The organism is Stenotrophomonas sp. Ps181, assembly GCF_025697425.1.
GTDB classification, from domain to species: Bacteria; Pseudomonadota; Gammaproteobacteria; order Xanthomonadales; family Xanthomonadaceae; genus Stenotrophomonas; species Stenotrophomonas sepilia.
The window spans coordinates 1-21,778 of record NZ_JAHWBI010000013.1; the positions used below are offsets into that span (position 1 = coordinate 1).

The 21,778-nt window shown below is 69.2% G+C and carries 14 protein-coding genes; 1 reads left to right on the forward strand and 13 read right to left on the reverse strand.

Annotated elements, in window-relative coordinates:
• A partial coding sequence (locus KXV01_RS19525) for an integrase core domain-containing protein (RefSeq protein WP_263467825.1) occupies nt 1-206 on the forward strand: 206 nt, incomplete at its 5' end.
• A 222-nt stretch (nt 207-428) separates the two neighbouring features.
• On the opposite strand, the gene gspD is transcribed toward KXV01_RS19525, so the two are convergent.
• From gspD to KXV01_RS19590, 13 genes are all read right to left on the reverse strand, one after another.
• Nucleotides 429-2,630, reverse strand: coding sequence for a type II secretion system secretin GspD (gene gspD, locus KXV01_RS19530; RefSeq protein ID WP_099486224.1), 2,202 nt, complete (start codon nt 2,628-2,630; stop codon nt 429-431).
• Nucleotides 2,631-2,639: 9 nt separating this feature from the next.
• Nucleotides 2,640-3,428: a general secretion pathway protein GspN gene (locus KXV01_RS19535; protein WP_099496130.1), complete on the reverse strand. Its 789-nt coding sequence runs from the start codon at nt 3,426-3,428 to the stop codon at nt 2,640-2,642.
• Entirely contained in the window at nt 3,418-4,125 is a 708-nt protein-coding gene (gene gspM, locus KXV01_RS19540; protein ID WP_239668821.1) for a type II secretion system protein GspM, read from the reverse strand. The genes KXV01_RS19535 and gspM overlap by 11 nt, the downstream gene beginning before the upstream one ends.
• Nucleotides 4,106-5,251 (reverse strand): PilN domain-containing protein, encoded by a 1,146-nt coding sequence (locus KXV01_RS19545; protein ID WP_099496131.1) that lies wholly within the window; start codon nt 5,249-5,251, stop codon nt 4,106-4,108. Before KXV01_RS19545 ends, gspM begins: the two co-directional genes overlap by 20 nt.
• Nucleotides 5,248-6,111, reverse strand: a complete 864-nt coding sequence (locus KXV01_RS19550; RefSeq protein WP_099496132.1) for a type II secretion system protein GspK — start codon at nt 6,109-6,111, stop codon at nt 5,248-5,250. Before KXV01_RS19550 ends, KXV01_RS19545 begins: the two co-directional genes overlap by 4 nt.
• The gene (locus KXV01_RS19555; protein ID WP_099496133.1) at nt 6,108-6,740 is read right to left on the reverse strand and encodes a type II secretion system protein J; all 633 of its coding nucleotides are present in this window, start codon (nt 6,738-6,740) and stop codon (nt 6,108-6,110) included. Before KXV01_RS19555 ends, KXV01_RS19550 begins: the two co-directional genes overlap by 4 nt.
• Nucleotides 6,737-7,156 carry a prepilin-type N-terminal cleavage/methylation domain-containing protein gene (locus KXV01_RS19560; RefSeq protein ID WP_049417200.1) on the reverse strand — a complete coding sequence of 140 codons (420 nt, stop codon included), beginning with the start codon at nt 7,154-7,156 and terminating at the stop codon, nt 6,737-6,739. The genes KXV01_RS19555 and KXV01_RS19560 overlap by 4 nt, the downstream gene beginning before the upstream one ends.
• Nucleotides 7,153-7,647: a GspH/FimT family pseudopilin gene (locus KXV01_RS19565; protein WP_099496134.1), complete on the reverse strand. Its 495-nt coding sequence runs from the start codon at nt 7,645-7,647 to the stop codon at nt 7,153-7,155. The genes KXV01_RS19560 and KXV01_RS19565 overlap by 4 nt, the downstream gene beginning before the upstream one ends.
• 6 nt (nt 7,648-7,653) lie before the next feature.
• A complete protein-coding gene (gene gspG / locus KXV01_RS19570; protein ID WP_005415225.1) occupies nt 7,654-8,097 on the reverse strand; it encodes a type II secretion system major pseudopilin GspG in 444 nt (147 codons plus the stop codon).
• A 49-nt stretch (nt 8,098-8,146) separates the two neighbouring features.
• Nucleotides 8,147-9,367, reverse strand: a complete 1,221-nt coding sequence (locus KXV01_RS19575; RefSeq protein ID WP_263468014.1) for a type II secretion system F family protein — start codon at nt 9,365-9,367, stop codon at nt 8,147-8,149.
• 24 nt (nt 9,368-9,391) lie between these two features.
• Nucleotides 9,392-11,113 (reverse strand): type II secretion system ATPase GspE, encoded by a 1,722-nt coding sequence (gspE, locus tag KXV01_RS19580; RefSeq protein WP_014035931.1) that lies wholly within the window; start codon nt 11,111-11,113, stop codon nt 9,392-9,394.
• Nucleotides 11,114-11,249: 136 nt separating this feature from the next.
• A complete protein-coding gene (locus KXV01_RS19585; RefSeq protein WP_263468015.1) occupies nt 11,250-13,103 on the reverse strand; it encodes a S8 family peptidase in 1,854 nt (617 codons plus the stop codon).
• A 157-nt stretch (nt 13,104-13,260) separates the two neighbouring features.
• On the reverse strand, nt 13,261-21,513 hold the full coding sequence (locus KXV01_RS19590; RefSeq protein WP_099496137.1) for an ESPR-type extended signal peptide-containing protein: 8,253 nt from the start codon (nt 21,511-21,513) through the stop codon (nt 13,261-13,263).
• Nucleotides 21,514-21,778 lie beyond the last annotated feature (265 nt).

Below are 21,778 nucleotides of genomic sequence, written 5' to 3' on the forward strand. Positions count from 1 at the left end.
GCAATTGCTGGGACAACGCGGTGGCCGAGAGCTTCTTTGCGACGTTCAAGACAGAAGAGGCTGCCGAGCCTTACGCCAGTAGGGAACAAGCCAGCCAGTCCATCGCTGCTTACATCCACGGCTTCTATAATCCAGCCCGGCTACACTCGGCGCTGGGCTACCACTCGCCTAACAACTATGCCCGGCAGCTCCGGGCTGCCGCCTGAAACGGCTTCATGGCGTCCGTTTTCAGGGGGCCAGATCAGTGAGCCGCATGGATGCGGCGACCAAGCCCCCATGGATGGGTTTACGGCGTCCCCGCAAACCCACAGTGCCCCGCCATCCCTCAGTAAACCCGCTGTTGCTTTGACTTTGGCTGTTGCCGTTGCTGTTGCCGGCCAGCGGCCGGCACTACCGCGGGTGCCGGGCGCAGCCCGGCCGCAAACCCCTTACTTCTTCGCGCGCGGCTGGTTCAGCGGCTCCATCGCGCGGAAGCGCTTGCTGTACTCATCGGTCAGGTTGCGCGATTCCTGGCTGTTGCGGACGATGGTCGGGGTCAGCAGCACGATCACTTCCGAACGACGGCTGGTGCGGGTCTTCTGCCCGAACAGCGCGCCAACCACCGGAATCCGGCTCAGGCCGGGAATGCCGCTGCTGCCATCGGTGCCCGAATCGGTGATCAGGCCGGCCAGCATGATGGTGTCGCCGCTCTGCACCGCCGCTTCGGTCGATAGCTTCTTTGTGGAAATGCGCGGGTTGCAGTTGCGCTCGTTCGGGTTGCAGGCGTCCGGCACGTCGGAGGCGCTGCTGACCTCCTGCACGATATCCAGGAACACCGTGCCATCGCGGGTCACGCGCGGGCGTACCTTGAGGATCACGCCCGTGTCGATGTACTGCACCGAGCTGTAGGTGCTGGTGCCCACGCCGGTATTCACCGTGGTGGTGTTGATCGGCACCTTGTCGCCAACGTTGAGCGTGGCCTCGGCGTTGTTGCGCACGAACACCGACGGTGTCTGCAGCAGGCGCAGGTCGGTGACCTTGTCCAGCGCGCTGACCACGGCGGCCGCGTTGTGGCCGGTGAACGCCCAGCCCACGCCATCGTTGCCGGTGACACCGCCGGCAAAGGTATTCCACGAACCGCCCGCTGCCGGCGGCAGGGTCAGGCCCGCCAGTGCGCCGGTCAGCGCGCGACCGGCCACGGCGTTGTCGAAGAACCAGTTCACGCCGTACTTCAGGTCACCGGTCAGCGCGACTTCGGCCACCTGTGCCTCGATGTGCACCTGCAGCGGCATCACGTCCAGCTTCTCGATCACCTCGCGGATCGAGCGCCAGGCCTGCGGGGTCGAGCGCACCAGCAGGGTGTTGGTCTCCTCCACCGCCGACACGCCGACGCGGTCGCCCTCCACTTCCAGGCTGACACTGACGTTGCCGGGCTGGCGCTGCGGCAGGTTCAGGCTGCCGTTGCTGCTGCCACTGCCACTGCTCCCGCCCAGCGTCGAGCCAAGGGTGCTGCTGTTGTTGTCCATGCCACGATCGCCGTCACTGCCCAGCTGCGACGGGATGGCGCCCGGCGCCAGCGAGGCCGGGCTGGAGCCGCCGCGGTTGCCACTGCTGGCGAAGGCCTCGCTGAGGCGCTCGGCCAGATCGCGCGCCTTGATGTAGCGCAGCTCGTAGGAGAACAGGCGGGCGCTGCCACCTGCGGTGTCGATGCGATCCAGCCACTGCTGGATCTGGTCCAGGTAGCGTACCTGTGGCGTGATCACCAGCACGGCGTTGGCGTTCTCCAGCGGCAGGAAACGGAACATGCCAGCGCTGGGCGTCTTGCTCTCTTCGCCGAACACCTTTTCCAGGTCGGCCGCGACCTGCTCAGCCTTGCCCGACTGGATCGGGAACACGCCCACCGACATGCCCGACAACCAGTCGACGTCGAAGATCTCGACGGTACGCAGGTAGTTTTCCAGTTCTGCGCGTGTACCACCGAGGGTGATCACGTTGCGGCCGCTGTCCACATTGACGATGGCGTTGGGACGCGCATACGGCTCCAGCACCTTCTTCATCTCGGTGGCGGAGATGAACTGCAGCGGGACCACGCGGACCTCGAAGCCGCGTGCGCTGGCCGCCGGCGCGGTGCTCGGCGCGACCGTGCCGGCCAGCGCCTGGTCGGCGGCGACAATGTTGTAGCGGCCGCCGCTGTAGACCATGCGCGCGTTGTTCCAGCCCAGCACCATCTCCAGCAGGTTCAGCGCCTGCGCCGGCGAGACCGGCTTGGGCGTGGCCAGGGTGACCGTACCCTGCACGCCCGGTGCGATCACGTAGTTCTGGCCAAGCATGTCGCCAAGGATGGCCTTGACCACCGCATGCAGTGATTCGCCTTCGAAGTTGAAGGTGGCCTCGCCGGTGCTGGCGCCATGCAGCGCAGGTGCCGGTGCGCGCGCGGCCTCACGGTTGATCATGGTGCCGGTGCCGCGACGGATCACCGCCTGCGGTGCGCCCTGGCTCTCGCGGGCGGCATCAGCGGCGACGTCGGCCGCTTGGCCGGCAGCGGCACTGGGCGACAGGTTGCCGTTGCGCTGCACGTGCGGCGCGGACACCGTACTGCAGCCGACCAGCAGCGCGAGGGCAAAGGACCAGGGAAGAAAACGCAGGTTCATGCATTCACTCTATCGGTTGGTGCCATCGCCCGGGGGCGGCGACGGTTGTTGCTGCTGTTGCTGCAGCTGGCGGCGGCGGGCCTGGATGCGTTCGCGGATGGCCTGCATCTGCGCCTCGCTGGGACCGTTGTTGTTGGCCGGTGGTGTTTTTGCAGCTGACGCCGCAGGTGTGGGGGCATTGCCGGCGGGCGGCGTCGGTGGGTTTGCCGCGACCGGGGGCGGCGCCGGCGGAGCACCCGCCGAAGGCGGCACAACGATCGCACCTGCAGGCGGTACACCGTTGGCACCGCGCAGCACCGTCGGCGGCTCACCGCCCTGGCCGTTGAACACCGCCAGTTCCAGGACCTGGTTGCCACCGGGGCCGATCACCGTCGCCTGGCGCGGCTGCAGCGCCACCAGCTGCCAGCCATCCACGGCTTCGCCATTGAGACGCAGGCGCAGCGAGCGGTTCTGTTCGGTGGTGAAGGTGGCCATGCCGAAATCGCCGGTCAGCAGCACGCCGGTCAGGCGCAACGCGGCACTGGCCGCCGGTTCGCTGCCACCCAGCAGATAGGGCCTCGGCCTGCGGTCTTCGGCAAACAGCGGGCGCTCTCCGATCGCGCTGTAGCTGTCGGCGCTGGCCATGCGCTCGGCAGCCAGCGGCGGCAGCGATGGCAGCGATGGCGCGGCGTCGGCATCACCGTCGGCGCCCGGCAGCTGGCTGCCCAGCCCGAAGACGGTTGCCAGCCAGACCGCCGCCGCCCAGCCGGCCAGTGCCAGCAGGAAACCGGTACGCAGGCTGATCTGCTCACGCTTCATCGGCCACCTCCTGCCCTTCGGACGGGGGCGCCGGCTGGGGCGCAGGCGTGGCCTCGGCCGGCGACGTGGACGATGCCGGTGCCGCAGCGGGTGCCGGTACCGTGCCATCGGCGGCGGCGCCTGGCAGCAGATAGCCGGCCAGCTCGAAGGACACATCCAGGCCCAGCCCCGATTCGTTCGGCGATTGCTGGAAGCGCTGCGCGATCAGGTTGAGGTTGTCGACGAACAGGCGGGGGCTGCCGGTTTCGAGGCTGTGCAGCACGGTGGCCAGTTCGGCCACGCCGCAGCGCAGGCGCACCTGCATGGCCACGCGCACGAACTCGGCATCGCGCCGGTTGTCGGCCAGTGGCGTGCGGTTGCTGATGGTGCAGCTGCGGTTGCCCGGGCTGGCCATCGCCACCGCATCCTGCAGTCGGGCGCCCAATGCAGCGGCGGCAGCTTCGGCAGTGGCTTCGCGCAGGAAGCCTGGCCGCTGCTGCAGTGCCTCGCGGGTAGCGCGAAGGCGCTGTTCGATCTGCGGCTGCTGCTGCAGCTGCGCCTGCACGCGCGACTCGCGTTCGCGCAGGGCGGCGACATCGGCATCGATCGCACGCAGCGGCTGGGTGAACCAGGGGTGCACCAGCAGCAGATAGGCCAGGCCCAGCACTGCCAGCAGCAGTGCCAGCGCCAACCAGCGATCACGGCGTGCGCTTGGCATCGGCATCGGCCGCCTCCGGGGTCGGTGCTGCGGCCGGCAACGGCTGCAGTTCGGCGGTCATGGTGAAGCGGTCGCGGCCACTGGCCGCGCCATCGGCCTGCAGCACCCCGGTCAGGTTGACCTTGCGCCACTGCGGTGCGTCCTGCAGCAGCTGCACCAGCTGCGATGCCTCGCGGCTCAGGCCGATCAGCTGCAGGTTGTTGTTCTCGATCGCCAGCTTTTCCAGGTAGGTGCCTTCCGGCAGGCGCCGGGTCAGTTCGTTCCAGATCTCCACCGTACCGGCGCGCTGGCTGCGCTGCTTCTCCAGGAATGCAGCGCCATCGATCAGCGCCTGCAGCTGCGCGCGTTCGCTGGCCACGCCACGCGCGCTGCGCGCGCTGCGCTCGACCTGCGCACGCAGTTCGTCGGCGGCGGCCTGGCGGTTGTCCAGCAGCTGCACCGCGGCCAGTACCAGCATCACGACGGATGCCACTGCCAGCAGCAGGTTCCAGCGCCGCATCGGGTCTGGCCGCAATTGGCGCTGCGCGGGCGGCAGCAGGTTCACCTGCAACACGTTACCCTGCGCATCGATGGCATCGACGCCGGCCAGCGCATCGGCCCATTGGCCCACCCGCGTGCGCCATGCCTCCAGCTGCCGCAGTGGCCACGCCACCAGTTCGACCTGCAACTGCCCTTCGCCGCCCGCGCCGAGTTCACGCACGTCATAGCTGACCTGGGACGCTTCGAACGGGGTCTGCCGGTCGATTTCGAAACCGACCACGGCACGCAGGCGGTCGGCCGCCGCGGCGGGCAGGCGCAGCGTGCGCCGCAGCACATCCGCCGCGGGCAGAACCCACACCCGGGGCAGGCTGCGCAGGCGCGGCTCGAGTACCCGGTCCAGTTCCACCGGCGACAGCGGCCACGGCAGGCGCGCCACCACTTCACGGCGTTCACCGGCCTCACGCCAGACCTGCAGCTGGTCGCTCTCAGGCTGCAGCAACAGGCGGGCCTGGCCCCAGCCCAACGCCCATTGCCAGCGCACCGGTACCCAGGCCAGCAGCGACTGCCGCCACCAGCGCAGGAAACGGCCAGCGCCCGGGCCGATCCGGCCCTGCACCTGCCGCAGACTGTCCTGCCACGCCGTCATCTTGCTGTCATTCCCTGCTCCCAGCGAAGCACTGTGTAGGTCCGCCCGGGAACCCCGCCCGAGCCACTGCGTACCACTGCCTGCAACACCGACCTGCGTCCACTGCTGTCGATGGCAGCGGACTCGATACTATAGGTGCCGCTGCTGCTGGCAAGCGTTGTCGTACCACCAGCGGAATCTGCATCACGCTCCTGCTGGGCGCGCTGCGCCAGCACAGTATCCGCATCCAGGCCCAGTGCGGTCAGTACCGGTGCGCTGGCGAACTGGGGATCCGGGCGCGCCTGGCGGCTGTACAGGGTCAGGTGCGGCAACATCGCCCGGTACAGCGTGCCGCGCATGCCCAGCACGCGCTGCAGCTCGCCCAGGGTCTCGAACCGCTTGTTGCGTGGGCCATAGGGCAACCCGGCTGCGGCGTAGTCCTGCGCTTCGGCACCACCGCCCGGCTGCAGCAGGCTGTCCTCGTCACGCCAGTCGATGATGGCCCCGGCCAGCTGCCGGGCCTGTGCATCGTCTTCACCCAGTGCCTTGAGGAAAGCGGCCAGCAGCGCGGCATCGGCCAGGTTCAGGTTGATCTTGCCGTTCTCGTCCAGCACCTTGATCTCGATGCTGGCGTCGTCGAACTGCCAGCGATAGGTCCGACCGTCGGCACGCCACGGCGCGCGCTGCGGATCGGGCGACAGGCGCAGCAGTGCATATTCGAGGCCGGCACGCGCACGTTCCTGCCCGCGTGCATCGTCATCCAGCACGCGCTGCTGCAGGTGTTCGACCCGTGCGCTCAGCGCGAATGCGCCGACCAGCGCGGTCATCAACGCGATCAGCCACAGCACCAGCACCAATGCCGCCCCACCCTGACGACTCATCGCGCGCCTCCGCTGCCACCGGCGCGCAGCGCCACCACCAGCGGTGGCCACGGCGCGCCCCGGGCCGGCACGAACTGGATCTCCACCAGCATCGGCAGGCGGCGGGTGTCGTCCCAGCGCGGCATCCAGTCGGTCACCTGCCCGGTGCTGGCATCGATACCCCGATAGCGCAGCTGCACCGACTTCAGGTTTTCCACCAGCACCTCGGGCGGGCGCGGCGGGTTCTCGGCGATGCGCTCGCCTTCCTGCAACAGCACCAGCTCCAGCAGCAGGCGCTGTCGGCCATCGCGTCCGTCGACCTGCAGCGCGTGCAGGTAGGGTCCGCCACGGCCGAGGTAGCCGGGCAGATCGGCGGCGAACAGCATGCGCTGCTCTTCGCCCTGGAAGAAGACCGGCTCGCGGGTGGGATCCGGAACTTCCAGTGGAGTGCGCAGCGCCCCCGCCAGCTGCCTGCGCAGCAACGATTCCACCGCGCGCATGCGTTCGCTTTCGGCGGCGATCTGCTCGCCGCGCTGGCTGACCGCCATCGCCGAGCGCACGCTGGCAAAGGCCAGCGCCAGGCCGCCGGCCAGCAGCACGGTGGCCAGCATCACTTCGACCAGGGTGAACCCTGCGGCGCGGCCCCTCACCGGGCATTCTCCAGGTCGGGCGGCAACAGGCGCAGGCTGCGCCAGCGCAGTTGTTCGCGTTCGCTGTCGCCCCAGCGCACCCGCAGCTGCAGCTCGGCCAGCCATGGGGTGCCCGCTGACGTGGCCTGCACGACGTTGCCGGCGCGTGGCTCCACCCACGGCTGAACCTGCAGTTCCCAGTGATAGCGCCCCTGTTCCCAGTCACCCTGTTGGCTGCCCACCTGCAGCGGTGTGTCGACGCCGGCTTCGGCCAGCAACGACTGGGCGTGCAGCACCGCGCGCGTGCGCAGCTCGGCATCGCGCACCTGTTTTGCGCCGCCGGACAGGCTGCCCAGCAGCAGGGTCAACGCCAGGCCCAGCAGGGCGAAGGCGATGATCACTTCGAGCAGGGTGAAGCCACGCGCGCGCCGCTTCATTGCGCCCGCCAGGGGCCGGAGCGGACCTCGCCGGTGAGCCAGCCGACGTCGACGCGCCATTCGGCGCCGTCGCGCTGCAACCGGATGCGGCCACCGCTGGAGCCGCCATCGGGGTGAAACTCGATCACGCCCTGCCCCGGCGCGGTGGCCAGCTGCGCGGCGCCTTCGAACTGCACCTGCAGCTGTGCCGGCACGTCACCGTGGCGCTGGTTGGCGCCTTCCCAGCGCCGCTTTGCCGGCTCGATGACAAAACGCTGCGGCTCGCCGCGGGCGATCGCCTGCGCGCGCACCATGCGCAGCTGGCTGGCGATGTCCTTGCCTGCGCTGCGCAACTGCATGCCGGCGAAGCCGCGCGACAGGCCGGCGGCGGTGATCAGGCCGATCGCCGCGATCAGTGCGATCACCAGCAGCATTTCCAGCAGCGACAAGCCCGCCGCGCGCCTGCCATGCAGGCGCGGGTGGGGCAACCGGCGCGGCAGGAAATACGTCATGCGCGGTTACGGCTGGTAGCGGATGTCAGCGTCGACGCTGCTGCCGCCGGCCTTGCCATCCTTGCCCAGGCTGACCAGCTCATAGGGCTGGCCTTCGCCCGGTGCGCGGTATTCCAGGGCGTGACCCCACGGATCGTTCAGGTCGGCCGGCTTGGCGTACGGGCCGAGCCAGCCGCCAACACCGGCCGGTGCGGTCACCAGGTCATTGAGCGAGCCGGGCAGCTTGCCGGTGTCGATCTGGTAGTTGTCGATCTTGGACGCCACGGTCTGCACCTGCGCCTTGGCGATGTTGGCCTTGCCACGGTCGGCACCGCCCAGTACGCGGCTGGCGACCAGGGTCAGCACCGCGCCGATCAGCACGATGACGATGATGATTTCCAGCAGGCTCATGCCCGACTGGTTGCGCGCGGCAGTGAAGGAAAGGCGGATCGGTCGGCGACGGGCAATCATGGACGGTCCTTTCAGTTGCGGAGTGTCGGGGTTGCAGGGAGTGCCATCGTCAACCGATGGCATTGGTCAGGTCGTACAGCGGCACCAGCACGGCGACGATCACCGCGCCCACCACCGAGGCCAGCACCAGGGTGATTGCCGGCACCATCGCCGCCAGCATGCGGTCGATGCGCCGGGCACTATCCTGTTCGAAGGTGTCGGCGGCCTTCAGCAGCATGGTATCGAGGGCGCCGGATTCCTCGCCGACCTGGATCATCTGCAGGGCCAGGCGCGGGAAGCGCTTGCCGCGCGACAGTGCCAGCGACAGGCCGGCGCCGTTCTTCACCTCATCGGCGGCCGTTTCCACGTCGGCGGCCAGCGCGCGGTTGCCCAGTACGTTGCGGGCGATGCCCAGTGCACCCAGCAGGGGCACGCCGTTGCGCAGCAGGGTGCCCAGCGTGCGCGCCAGGCGCGCGGTTTCCAGTTCACCGACGAGACGACCGATGCCGCGGCGCTGCAGCAGCCAGCCATCCAGCGCCAGCCGGAACGCGGGTTGCCGCGCCTTGCGCTCGAAGAACAGCGCCAGCAGCGCCGGCACCACCAGCAGCAGCACCCACCAGTCGCGCACGAACAGGCCCAGCTGCAGCACTGCATTGGTGAACCACGGCAGCGCCACGTCCAGGCTCTCGTACATCTGCGCGAACTGCGGCACCACGTAGCCAAGCAGGAACAGCAGCGCACCGCCCACCACCACCAGCAGGATCGCCGGGTAGACCAGCGCGTTGATGACCTTGCCCTGCAGCGCGCGGCTGCGCTCGAGGTAGTCGGCCAGGCGTTGCAGGGTTTCATGCAGGCTGCCATCGGCTTCGCCGGCGCGCACCATGTTCACGTAAAGGCGCGAGAACAGCCCATGCTGGCGTTCCAGCGCGGTGGACAGCGGTGCACCACCACGCACCACGTCGCGGATGTCGGTGATTGCGCGGCGTGATCGTTCGTCCTCGGGCAACCCCAGCAGGATCGACAGCGCGCGGTCCAGCGGCTGGCCGGCACCGAGCAGGGTCGCCAGCTGCTGGGTGAACTGCAGCAATGCAGCGCCCTGCAACGGCCGCTGCTGCAGCAGGTTGCGCCAGCTGCTGCCGCCGATCGCGCCGGCGTCGGCCAGCTGCGTCTCCATCGGCAGGTGGCCCTGGTCCTGCAGGCGCGCGATCAGCTCGGCCTCGCTGGCCGCTTCCATCTGCCCGTCGAAGACCTCACCGTGCGGATTGAGCGCCTTGTAGCGGTAGTTCGGCATGTCAGCCCCGGCGTCCTGCGCGCATCAGCTTTCCTCGGTCACGCGCAGCACTTCCTCGATGGTGGTCTGTCCGCTCAACGCCTTGGACAGGCCATCCTCGTACATGGTACGCATGCCGGCTTCGCGGGCGATGCGCTCGATCTCGCCCATGCCATCGCGACGCATCACCGCACGCCGCAGCGCATCGTTCATTACCAGGAACTCCATGATGGTGGTACGCCCCAGGTAGCCGGTCGGCGCCAGCGCCGAGGGCTTCGGGCGGTAAAGGTGGATCGGTCCCTCCGGCTGCAGGCGGCGCAGCTCGAAGCGTTCGATCTCCTCTGGCGACGCTTCGTAGCGTTCGGCATGGGTCGGCTCCAGCCGGCGCACCAGGCGCTGGGCCAGGATGCCGTTGATGGTCGAGGTGAGCAGGTAATCCTCCACGCCCATGTCGAGCAGGCGGGTGATGCCACCGGCCGCATTGTTGGTGTGCAGGGTGGACAGCACCAGGTGGCCGGTCAGCGCCGACTGGATGGCGATGCGCGCGGTTTCCAGGTCGCGCATTTCACCGATCATGATGATGTCCGGATCCTGGCGGACGATGCTGCGCAGCGCGTTGGCGAAATCCAGGCCGATCTGCGGCTTGGCCTGGATCTGGTTGATGCCCTCGATCTGGTATTCGACCGGATCTTCCACCGTGATGATCTTGACGTCGGCGGTGTTGAGCTGGCTCAGCGCGGTGTACAGCGTGGTGGTCTTGCCCGAGCCGGTCGGGCCGGTCACCAGCAGGATGCCGTGCGGCTGTTCCAGTACCTTGCGGAACTGCGGCAGGAAGGCATCGGTGAAGCCGAGCCGGTGGAAATCGAAGACCACCGTTTCACGGTCCAGCAGGCGCATCACCACGCTCTCGCCGTGCGCGGTGGGCACGGTACTCACGCGCAGGTCCAGCTCCTTGCCCTGCACGCGCAGCATGATGCGGCCGTCCTGCGGCAGGCGGCGCTCGGCGATGTTGAGCCGGGCCATGATCTTGATGCGGCTGATCACCGCTGCGGTGAGGTTGGCCGGCGGGCTTTCGCCCTCCACCAGCACGCCATCGACCCGGTAGCGGACTTTCAACCGGCTCTCGAACGGTTCGACATGGATATCCGAAGCGCGCAGTTCCACCGCACGCTGGATCACCAGGTTGACCAGACGGATCACCGGCGCTTCCGAAGCGAGGTCGCGCAGGTGCTCGATATCGTCGACCGCGCCGCCCTCGCCATCGGCGGTTTCCACGATCGCGCCCATCGCGCTGCGGCCCTGGCCGAACCAGCGCTCGACCAGGTCATCGATCTCCGCGCGCATGCCCAGCACCGGTGTCACCGGAACCCCCAGCGCCAACTGCACGGCCTGCTGCGGATAGGCATCGTGGGCATCGGCCAGCCACAGACGCACCCCGTGTTCATCCAACTCCAGCGGGCACACATGGAACTGCTTCAGGAAACGCAGCGACAGCGGTAGTCCCTCGGCCAGCGCCTGCGGCGGGGCCTCCGGCACCTGCTTGCCCTCCAGCAGCGGCAGGCCCAGCACCTCGGCGCTGGCCTGTGCCTGGTCGCGTTCAGACACCAGGCCCAGGCGCACCAGCAGGCCCAGCAGGCTGCCGCCGGCCTCGGCGTGCAGCGGCCGCGCGCGCGCCAGGTCTCCTTCCTTGAGCCGGCCGCGTGCCAGCAGCGCATCCAGGATGCGGCCTTCGGCATCGTCGGTAACGGTTGCAGCGAGCGCGTTCACGTGACTCTCCTGTCAATCGGACCGACTTTAGCAGTTAAGCCATGATTTCCGCCGCCCTGCGGCCAGCTTTCATAAAAAGACGAAGCCCGTCACACAGGATGACGGGCCTCGGCCGTTCAACTACGACACGTCAGGCTTACTGCGTGGCGAGGATGCTCACGCCGTTGTAGGCCGCTTCGCCCACTACCTTGATGTAGTAGGTGCCTGCCACCGGCTTGTTCACCCGTACCGTTTCGGACGTGCCGGGACGGGTCGACTTGCCATCGTTGTCGCTGGCGCTCGGCTCACGTCCCTGGGCGATGTAGACCGACACGTTGCCGGTGCCACCGTAGGTGATCACGCTGAGCTGCTTTCCGGCGGCTGCCTCGAAGCTGTACAGGCGGCTGCTGCCGGCCGTACCGTTCAGCCCCCCCACGGCGATCTTGTTGGTCAGCGGCGTCGCCACCGGCCCGCAGTTCTCGGTGCACGGCTCTTCCAGTGCCTTGGCCAGCGCCGCCTTGGCATCGACGATGCCGGTGCCGATCGGAGTGGCGGTCGGGATGCTGACCGGGAACGGACGCGCGGTTTCCTTCAGCAGCGTGCGCATCGCCGCGGGGCCCAGCGGATCCTTGCCCTTGGCGATCAGCGCGCTCTGCACCAGTGCCGCGACGGCAGCCACGTGCGGCGAGGCCATCGACGTGCCACCCATGCCCATGTAGCTGTAGCTGCCCGACTCCGGCGTGGTGGCCGCATCGGAACCGGACTGCCAGACGTAGCCGCCGGGATTGCCATCGACGCTGCCGCCACCCCCCGGACCGGACAGGTCCACGCGGGTGCCGTAGTTGGAGTAATAGGTGATGCCGCCGGTGATGCGGGTAGCACCGACGGTCACCACGCCGTCGCAACTGGCCGGACGGTACTTGGAGGCGTTGTCGGTCTCGTTGCCTGCGGCCACGACCACGGTGGTGCCCCGCGAGATTGCGCCGTTGATCGCATCCTGGTAAGTCCCGTCGCAGCTGCCGCTGCCGCCGAGGCTCATGTTGATGACCTCGGCCGGGTTGGCATTGGCGGGCACGCCCGCCACCGTGCCGCCGGAGGCCCAGGTGATGGCGTCGGCGATATCGGAAAGGTAGCCACCGCACTTGCCGAGCACGCGCACCGGCAGCACCTTGGCCTTGTGCGCGACACCGGCCATGCCGACGCCGTTGTTGGTCTGCTCGGCCACGGTGCCGGCCACGTGGGTACCGTGCCAGGAGCTGTCCTCCGCGACGGAGCCGGTGTAGCACTCGTTGTCGTTCTCGACCCAGTCACCATAGTCCTGCGCGCCTGGCACGCGATCGTTGGTGGCACGGCGCGACGTCTCGGCATCACTGATGAAGTCGTAGCCTTCCAGCAGGTTGCCGACCAGGTCCGGGTGCTGCGGCAGGATGCCGGTATCGAGTACCGCCACCACCACGCCTTCACCCTGCGACACGTCCCACGCCGACGGTGCATTGATGCCGCCGGTGGCGTTGTGCAGGTGCCACTGGTACTGCTGGTAGTACGGATCATTCGGCGCCAGCGCAGGCTGCACGTCACCGGCGCGCAGTTCGCTGCGGCGCAGCTTCACGTCGGCCTCGGCGTACTGCACCGCAGGGTCGGCCTTCAGTTCCTTCAGCACGCGCTGCAGTTCGGCCGGTGCCAGGCGGCCCTGCAGGCGGATCACATCCGCGCCCACGCCCAGCCGGCGTACCACCTGCGGGCCCAGCGTACTGGCGCGCGCGGTACCGCCGGCCAGGCTGGCGCGGGTCAGCGCCGACTGCACGGTGGACAGCTTGGCCGAACGGTCACCGGCTGCAGCGCTACCGGCACGATACTTGACGATGATGCGGTCGGTGCCCGGCTGGGCAGCACTGGCCTGGCGCACCGGTTCGCGGGTCGGCAGTCCAGCGGCGTGGACGGCACCCACCGCGGTCATCGACAGCACGGCGGCGGCAAGCACATTGATGCGAAGGTTCTGCTTCTTGATCACGTCGAATTCCTCTTCTGGGTCATGGATCGAACCAACACTGCGGCCATCATTCCTTGACGACTCCCGGCCGGCCCAGCCGGGATTGCCGTGACCTCCCCCCAGGCCCTGTTTGCAGGTTTGGCGCCGGCGTGGGTGGCCGCCGGCGCAGTGGTTTGGCTTACCAGCCGAAGCCGGCACCGACGCCAACCGAGCTGTCGTCACTGCTGAAGGCACCGCCGAAGGTAACCGTGGCGCGATCGCTGATCGCACGCTGGTAGCCCAGCGACAACGCCGACTCGCCGCCCTGGAAACCGATGCCGACGCCGACCCGGTTCTGGGTGCGGATACCGGCGGCACTGGTGGCCATGTTGAGCATCGCCGCACTCATCGCACCCTGGCGGTCGATGCGACGATCCATGTGGCGCAGGCGCCCGTCGATCTCGCCCTTGAACACATCGAAGCTGTCGGCAACGGCCTGGACGCGGCTGTCGGTGTAGCTGTTGGCGGTGGCCATGCCACGATCCAGCTGGCCCTTGTTGACGGCGTCGGTGGCGGTGGTGCCCGCGGCGACGTTGGTGACCTGGCGCTCGTTGCCTTCGCTGCCCACCGACACCGTATTGGCACGGTCGGCAACCGAGCCCTGGCCCAAAGCCACCGCGTTGGCAGCAGTGGCACTGGCGCCCTGGCCGATGGCGGTGGACGAGGCGCCACTGGCCACTGCGCCTTCACCCATGGCGACGGCATTGAAGCCCGTGGCCGGGGTGCCAACCGGAATCCCGGCGCCGGCGGCAGCGGCAGTCGGAGTGCCCTGCACGCGTGCGGCGCTGGCCGGTGCCGCATCGGCGGTCACCGCTGCGTCGGCGACGCTGGCCAGCGGGCTTTCATCCAGCGACGCACTCATTGCGCGCAGGCTGGAAGCACCTGCGCGCGTGCCACCGGCGGTGCGGCGATCGATCTCGCTGACCTTGCGGTCCAGCGCACCGAGCGCATCGCCGACGTTGCTGTACGTCGCGCCCTGGATCACGTAGTTCGGCGCCACGAACACACCCTGCATGCCGACGCTGGCGCCACCGCCGAGGAAGCTGGCGGCATCACTGAGCGACTGGAACAACTGCCCGCCATTGATCGCCTGGCGGCTGCCGGCGGCGATGCTGCCGGCACCGACGTTGTCGATGGTGGTGCCCTGGAAGCCGGACAGGGTCAGGCGATCACGGCTGGCGTCGTCATAGCCGACCGCACTGGCCGCCGTGGTCTCGACCGTGGCGATGCGCGCATCGAAATCACCCACGCGGGTTTCCACTGCGCCCACGCGCTGGTTGGTGACGTTGAGCTGTGACCCGGTGACCGCATCGGTGCTGCCGGCAGCAATGCGGCCGTCGGCAACATTGACGATCCGCCGCGTGGCCGGACCGGCGGTGCCGTTGCCACCGCCGACCGAGACCACGTTGGCCTCCAGCGCCCGCGAACCGGCACCCAATGCCACTGAGTTGTTGCCGCTGGCGCCGCTGTTGGCGCCCAGTGCCAGCGCCGCGTTGCCGATGGCCGTGGCACCACTGCCCAGCGCATTGCTGCGGCTTCCACTGGCGTTGGCGTTGCCGCCGATGGCGACGGCATCCGTGCCGGTGGCACTGGCGGTACCCGAACCGTTGGCCTTGAAGCGTTGGCCGACCGCATCGGCGGTGGCGGCCACTGCATCCAGCTGGCCCTTGTTCACCGCATCGGTGGCCTGCGTACCGGCCGCGACATTGGTGAGCTGGCGGTTGATCGCGCTGTGGGTGACGCCGGCAGCATCGACCCACTCCTGTGCGGCACCCACCGACACCGTATCGGCGCGGTCGGCCAGCGAGCCCGCACCCAACGCGACGCTGTTGCCGGCGTCCTTGGTGGTCCAGGTATTGCTGCCGAGCACCGTCGCGTTGCTGGCCTGCGCGTAACTGTTGTAACCGACCACGGTGGCACCGTCTTCGGTAGCCCACGCCTCACTGCCGATGGCGGTGGTGAACCGGCCTGCACTGACGCTGGCGGCATCCTGTCCGGCCAGTGCATTGAAGCCGACCGCCACGCCGTTCAATCCGGTCGCGGCGTTGTTGCCCAGAGCGGTGCCGTACTCGCCCGCCTTGGCCTGCACGCCGAAGCCGGCGCCGGCGATCTGCGCAATGGTGCCCTGGCCCACCGCCGTGGACACGTCGGCGGCCTGCGCGGCACTGCCGATCGCGGTGCCGAAGAAGCCGGCGCTGGCGCCTGCACCAAACGCCGTGGCGCGCCAGCCATTGGCCTGTGCGAAGTTGCCGACTGCCGTGGTTTCGCGACCATCGGCGATCGCGCCGTAGCCCACGGCGGTGGCCGCCAGGCCGGCGGCCTCGGCCATGCCGCCGACAGCGGTCGCCCCGATGCCCTGCGACTGCGACTGCGCGCCGATCGCAATGCTGGCGGCGCCGCCGCTGCTGCTCTGTGCACCCAGCGCGACGGCACCGCCTGCGGTGCTGCTGGCACCGCTGCCGATCGCCACACCCTGCTCGGCCGTGGCCAGTGCGTCGACGCCGACCGCCGTGGCATTGGCCGCGACCACCGTTGCGCCGCTGCCCACTGCGGTGGCGCCGTTGCCAATCGCATTGGCCGCATTGCCAGCGGCGAGCGCGTCGTCGCCCTCCACCCGTGCACCGGCTTCGCCATCGGCGTTGCCGCTGGCCTGGAACTGCCGGCCAGTCCTGTCGGCAACGCTGGCAACCGCGTCCAGCTGGCCCTTGTTCACCGCGTCGGTGGCCTCGGTGCCCGCCGCCACATGCGTCACCTGGCGCTCACCGCCCGCGGTGCCCACGGCCACGGTATTGTCGCGCTCGGCCTTGGAGCCGGCGCCCAGCGCCACGCTGTTCAACCCGCTGGCGGTGGCACTGGCGCCCAGTGCCGTGGCATCTGCCGCATCCGCCCACGAATTCCAGCCGATCGCGGTGGCGTAATCTTCGGTCGCCCAGGCGCCGGCACCGAAGGCCGCCGCGCCGGTGCCGCTGGCGCGCGACGGGATCAGGCCGAAGAAGGTGCTGCCACCGATGGCCACGCTCTCGGCGCCACTGGCTTCGCTGGACTGGCCGACCGCAACGGCACCGCTACCGGCCGCGGCGGCGCCGAAGCCCACTGCCGTGGTGTTGGCACCGCTGGCCGCCGAGCCGTAGCCCAACGCGGTGCCGAGGCGACCGCTGGCTTCGGCATAGCCACCGACCGCGGTGGTGCCATCGGCGGAGGCGGCACTGCGGAAGCCACTGGCCAGTGCCTGCGTGCCGCTGGCGTTGGATTCGGTGCCGGTCGCGTTGCTGTACGCACCACTGGCCTGTGCACGCGCACCCACGGCGCTGGCGCCGAGTTCGCTGGCGCTGGCGCCGGTACCGAGCGCAAGGCTGTCTTCGCCGGTGGCCTGTGCGGTACTGCCCAGTGCTGCGGCGTTGTTGCCGGTGGCCAGCGCATCGATGCCGACCGCCGTGGCGTTGGCCGCCAGTGCATTGGCGCCGCTGCCGAGTGCGGTGGCACCGTTGCCGATGGCGTTGGCCGCGTCACCGGCCGCCAACGCGTTGTCGCCCTCGACCAGGGCGCCGGTTTCACCCTCGGCGTTGCCACTGGCCTGGAACTGCCTGCTGGTCTTCTCCGCTGCTGCGGCGACGGCGTCTAGCTGGTTCTTGTTGACCGCATCGGTGCCCTGCGTGGCATCGGCCACGTTGGTGATCTGGCGGGTATTGCCAGCACCGCCAACCGACACGGTGTTGTCGCGGTCCGCAATCGAATCGGCGCCCAGCGCCACGCTGTTGGCCGCGCGCGATTCGGCGGCGTTGCCCAGTGCGGTGCTGTTGATGCCGCCGGACCAGGCGCCGCCACCGACGGCGGTGGAGTAATTGCCCGATGCTTCGGTGGCCAGCACGCCGAACAGCGAGCCGCCGACGGCGACGCTGTTGGTGCCGGTGGCCAGGCTGCCCTGGCCGGTGGCCGTGCTGTAGGCACCGGAGGCTTCCGCATCGCCACCCACTGCCACACTGTTGGAACCGGAGGCATTGGCGAAGTTGCCGAAGGCGGTGGCGTTGAACGCCGATGCCTGCGCATAGCCACCGATGGCGGTGCTGTAGCCACCGGTCGCTTCGGCGCCGATGCCGAACGCGGCCGACGCGGTGCCGCTGGCGATGCTCTCGCTGCCGACCGCGGTGGAGCCGCTGCCGCTGGCGTTGCTGAAGTAGCCCACCGCCACGGCTTCCTCGCCGGAGGCTTCGGACAACACACCGTTGGCGGTACTGCCGGCACCACTGGCGATGCTGGCGGCACCGAACGCCGCGCTCTGCTCGCCGCTGGCTTCGCTTTCCGCGCCCTGTGCGGTGGCGTACTCACCGGTCGCCTGGGCGTTGGCACCGACGGCGCTGGCGTTGGCGGCGCTGGCCAGCGCGTTGAAACCGATCGCCTGCGCGTTGTTGGCCAGCGCATTGGCACCACTGCCGAGCGCGGTGGCGCCGTTGCCGATGGCGTTGGCCGCATCACCGGCGGCCAGCGCGTTGTCACCCTCCACCAGCGCACCGGCTACGTCGTCATCGCTGCCACTGGCCTGGAAGAAGCGGCTGGTGGTGGTGGCGGTGCTCGCGACCTCATCCAGCTGTGCCTTGTTCACCGCGTCCGTGGCTTGGGTACCGGCAGCGACGTTGGTGATCTGCCGCTCGTTGCCGCTGCTGCCCACCGACACCGTGCGTGCACGACTGGCAACCGAACCGGCACCGAGCGCGACAGCATTGCTGGCGCTGGCGTTGCTGCCGGCGCCCAACGCGATCGCGCTTTCACCACCGGCCACCGTGTTGGTGCCGATGGCAATGCTGTTGAGGCTGTTGCCCAGCGCCTGGAAGCCCAGCGCCACGCTGTTGTCGCCATAGCCGAAGGCACCACGGCCGACCGCGGTGGAGCTGGCACCATTGGCCCAGCTGTTGTAGCCGATGGAGGTTGCGCCACTGCCGCTGGCCCAGGCCGCGTTGCCGAACGCCGAGGCATTGGTGGCGGTGGCCCATGCACCGGATCCGAAGGCGCTCGCACCACTGGCCGTGGCCCAGCTGTAGCCACCGACAGCGGTGCTGTCATCGCTGCTGGCGAAGGCGCTGTCACCGACCGCAACGGCATAGCTGCCGGTCGCACGCGACTTGCCGCCGGCCGCGAAGCTGTTGTCGCCGCTGGCCTTGGCGGCATTGCCGAACGCACTGCTGGCAGCCCCGGTGGCCTGTGCACCGCTGCCGACCGCCGTGGCATCGGCAACCGCCGTGGTGCCCACCTGCTGCGCCTTGCCGTCGGCGCCGATGATCGGCTGGTTGTACTCATCGTAGGCCTGTCCGAGGCCACCGATGGCAACACCGCCGTTGCCGGTGGCGCTGCTGTTGCGACCCACTGCCACGCTGTCATCACCGATCGCCGACGCGGCTGCGCCATGTGCAACCGCACCAGCACCGATCGCGTTGCTCGAGGAGCCGGCCGCGACCGCGCCCTCGCCCTCGGCGAACGCACCGGCATCACTGCCCGCTTCGGGCTGTGCCTGGAAGAAGCGCGCGGTGCCGTCGGCGGTGCTGGCCACGGCGTCCAGCTGCGCCTTGTTCACTGCATCCGTCGCTTGCGTACCCGCGGCCACGCTGACGATCTGGCGTTCATTGCCATTGGTGCCCACGGCCACCGTATTGGCCCGGTTGGAGCCCGAATAGGCGCCCAGCGCGACACTGTTTTCGGCGCCAGCGGTGGCGTAGTAACCGATGGCCGTGCTGTCCTTGCCGATGGCCCAGGTCTGCGCGCCCAGTGCGCTGGCGTTGTCGCCTGCGGCATAAGCGAAGTAACCCAGCGCAGTGGACTCCGCGCCCACCGCTTCGGTGAAGCTGCCGTTGGCCAACGAGCGGTCACCACTGGCGACCGCACCGCCACCTACCGCGGTGGAGGACACGCCGCTGGCACGCGTCTGCACATACAGGCCCATGCCCGGCACGATGTCGGCCGGGCCACCGATGGCGACGCTGCCGGCGCCAGTGGCGCTGCTCTGCGTTCCCAGGGCGGTGGCGTTGCTGCCACTGGCGGTGGCCGCCGCGCCGAAGGCCGCGCTGCCCTGCCCCGAAGCCAGCGCATTGCTGCCGACGGCAGTGGCGCTCTGCGCGATGGCAACGGCGCCCGCTCCCAGTGCACTGCTGCCATTGCCGATCGCGTTGGCCGCCTCGCCGGCGGCCAGCGCATCTTCGCCTTCGGCCAGCGCACCGGCATCGCTGTTGCTGCTGCCGGTGGCCTGGAAGTGCTTGGCGGTGGCATCGGCCACGGCAGAGACGTCCTTCAACTGGGCCAGATTGACCGCATCGGTGGCTTCACTGCCCGCGGCAACGCTGGTGATCTGCCGTTCGTTGCCGGCGCTGCCGACCGCCACGCTGTTGGCGCGCACCGCTTCGGAATTCGCGCCCAGTGCAACGCTGTTGGCACCGCGTGCGGTGGCGTAATAACCGACGGCGGTGCTCTGCGCGCCGCTGGCCCAGGTCTGCGCGCCGAGCGCGCTGGCATTCTCACCCGGGGCGTAAGCGAAGTAGCCGACGGCGGTGGATTCCGCACCGGACGCTTCGGTCAGGCTGCCGTTGGCCACCGCACGATCACCGCTGGCGATGGCACCGGCGCCGACCGCGGTGGCGGCTTCGCCGCTGGCCTGGGTCTGCACGAAGAAGCCCAGGCCCGGAATCAGGTCGGCCGGGCCACCGATGGCGACGCTGCTGGTACCGGTGGCGGTGCTCTGCGTACCCAGTGCGGTGGAGTAGTCACCGATGGCATTGGCGACCGCACCGAATGCGGACGACTGCGCACCGGCGGCATACGCGCCAACGCCGTAGGACGACGCCGCAAATCCACTGGCTTCGGCACTGGCACCGACTGCAGTGCCACCGACGCCTGCGCTGGTGGCGCCGGTTTCGACCGGCACGCCACCACTGGTGATCAGTGGATTGCCATCGGCATCCACCGCAGCACCACCGACGGCGACGCTGCCCGGGCCGTTGGCCTGTGCGTTGTTGCCGAATGCCGCGCTGTTCTGGCCTGAGGCCAGTGCGTTGTTGCCCACCGCGGTCGCGTTCTGTGCGACGGCATTGGCGCCCGCGCCCACGGCGGTGGTGCCGTTGCCGATGGCGTTGGCCGCCTCGCCGGCCGCCAGTGCCTCGTCACCTTCGGCCAGCGCGCCCGCATCGCTGTTGCGGCTGCCCGTGGCCTGGAAGTGCCTGGCGGTGGCATCGGCCACGGCGGCCACGTCCTTCAGCTGGCCGACATTGACCGCGTCGGTGTCTTCGGTGCCCGCCGCGACGCTGGTGATCTGCCGGGTCAGGCCGTATTCGGCGGCGCCGACCGACACGGTGTCGACACGGTCGGCCAGCGAGCCGGCGCCCAGCGCCACGCTGCCGGTGGCGACCGCCGCCGAGTTGGACCCCAGCGCGGTGCTGTACTCACCCACGGCGGTGCTGAACGCCCCCACCGCGATCGATGCTTCATTGGCGGCAGTGGCGCCACGGCCCAGTGCGGTACTGCCCGGGCCCATCGCCACGGCACCGCCACCGACGGCAGTGGCGCCATCGGCGGTGGCTTCGGACAACGCACCCAGTGCGGTGGCCGCGCCGTTCTCGCTGGCGGCATAGGCGCTGGCGCCGACGGCGGTGTCACCAAGACCGAACGCTGCGGCGCTCTGCCCGACCACCACGCTGGCGTCGCCGATTGCCAGGGCGCCCTGGCCGAACGCGCTGGCGCCCAGGCCGGCGGCAATCGCCTGGGTGCCGATAGCAGTCGTGGCATTGGCCAACGCCTGTGCACCGGCACCGGCGGCAACCGCGCCCTGCCCGTCGATCTTCGCCGCGTCGCTGTCATCACCGGCGCCATCGGCCTTGAAATAGCGCTCGCCATCGGCGGCCACGTCCGCCAGCGCGACCTGCGTGGCGCGCGCCTGCGCATCCAGCTGTGACTTGTTCACCGCATCGGTGGCTTGGGTGCCGGCGGCCACGTTGGTGATCTGCCGTTCCTTGCCGGCATCGCCAACGGACACCGTGTTGGCGCGGGTGGCCCTGGAGCCTGCGCCCAGCGCCACGCTGTTGGCGGCAGTGGCGCTGCTGTTGCTGCCAATCGCCACCGCGTTGCTGCCCTTGGCACTGGCGGAGCCTTCGACCAGGCATTTTTCCAGCAGCTTGCCGCTGAATGCCACGCAGGTGGCGCTGCCGCCGATCTGCACCGACTGTGCGGCGGCGGAACTGCTCATGCCCAATCCCAATACCAGGCCCAGTGCCACCGCCAACAGCGCGGGCGTGGCCGGTGTCGTATCGCGGCGCTGGTCGACAACACCACCGCTGCTGTCAGAGGAGGCCAGTTCCGAGGCCACCACCAACTGACCCAATGCTTTGTTCCAGACCTTGCGATAAATCCGATTCATCGGTACGGCTCCTGATTGGACTGGTTTTCGGCAAAGCAACGCCATCGCCGGGCCTTCTGGCCCAACGTCCCCTGGGGGCGTTTATTCGCGTGATTTACTGCGGGGTATTGCCGAACGGCGCGCAGCGACAGAAAACCGAGCGCGTGCGCCGAGCGGTTACTGCGGAATGAATGGTTCTGAAACGGGGTTCAAGTGTTAACGGCAACTTTGCAGATCGTCAAGACTTTGACACGACAAATGCTATTGCCGTGAAGCAGTTCACCAT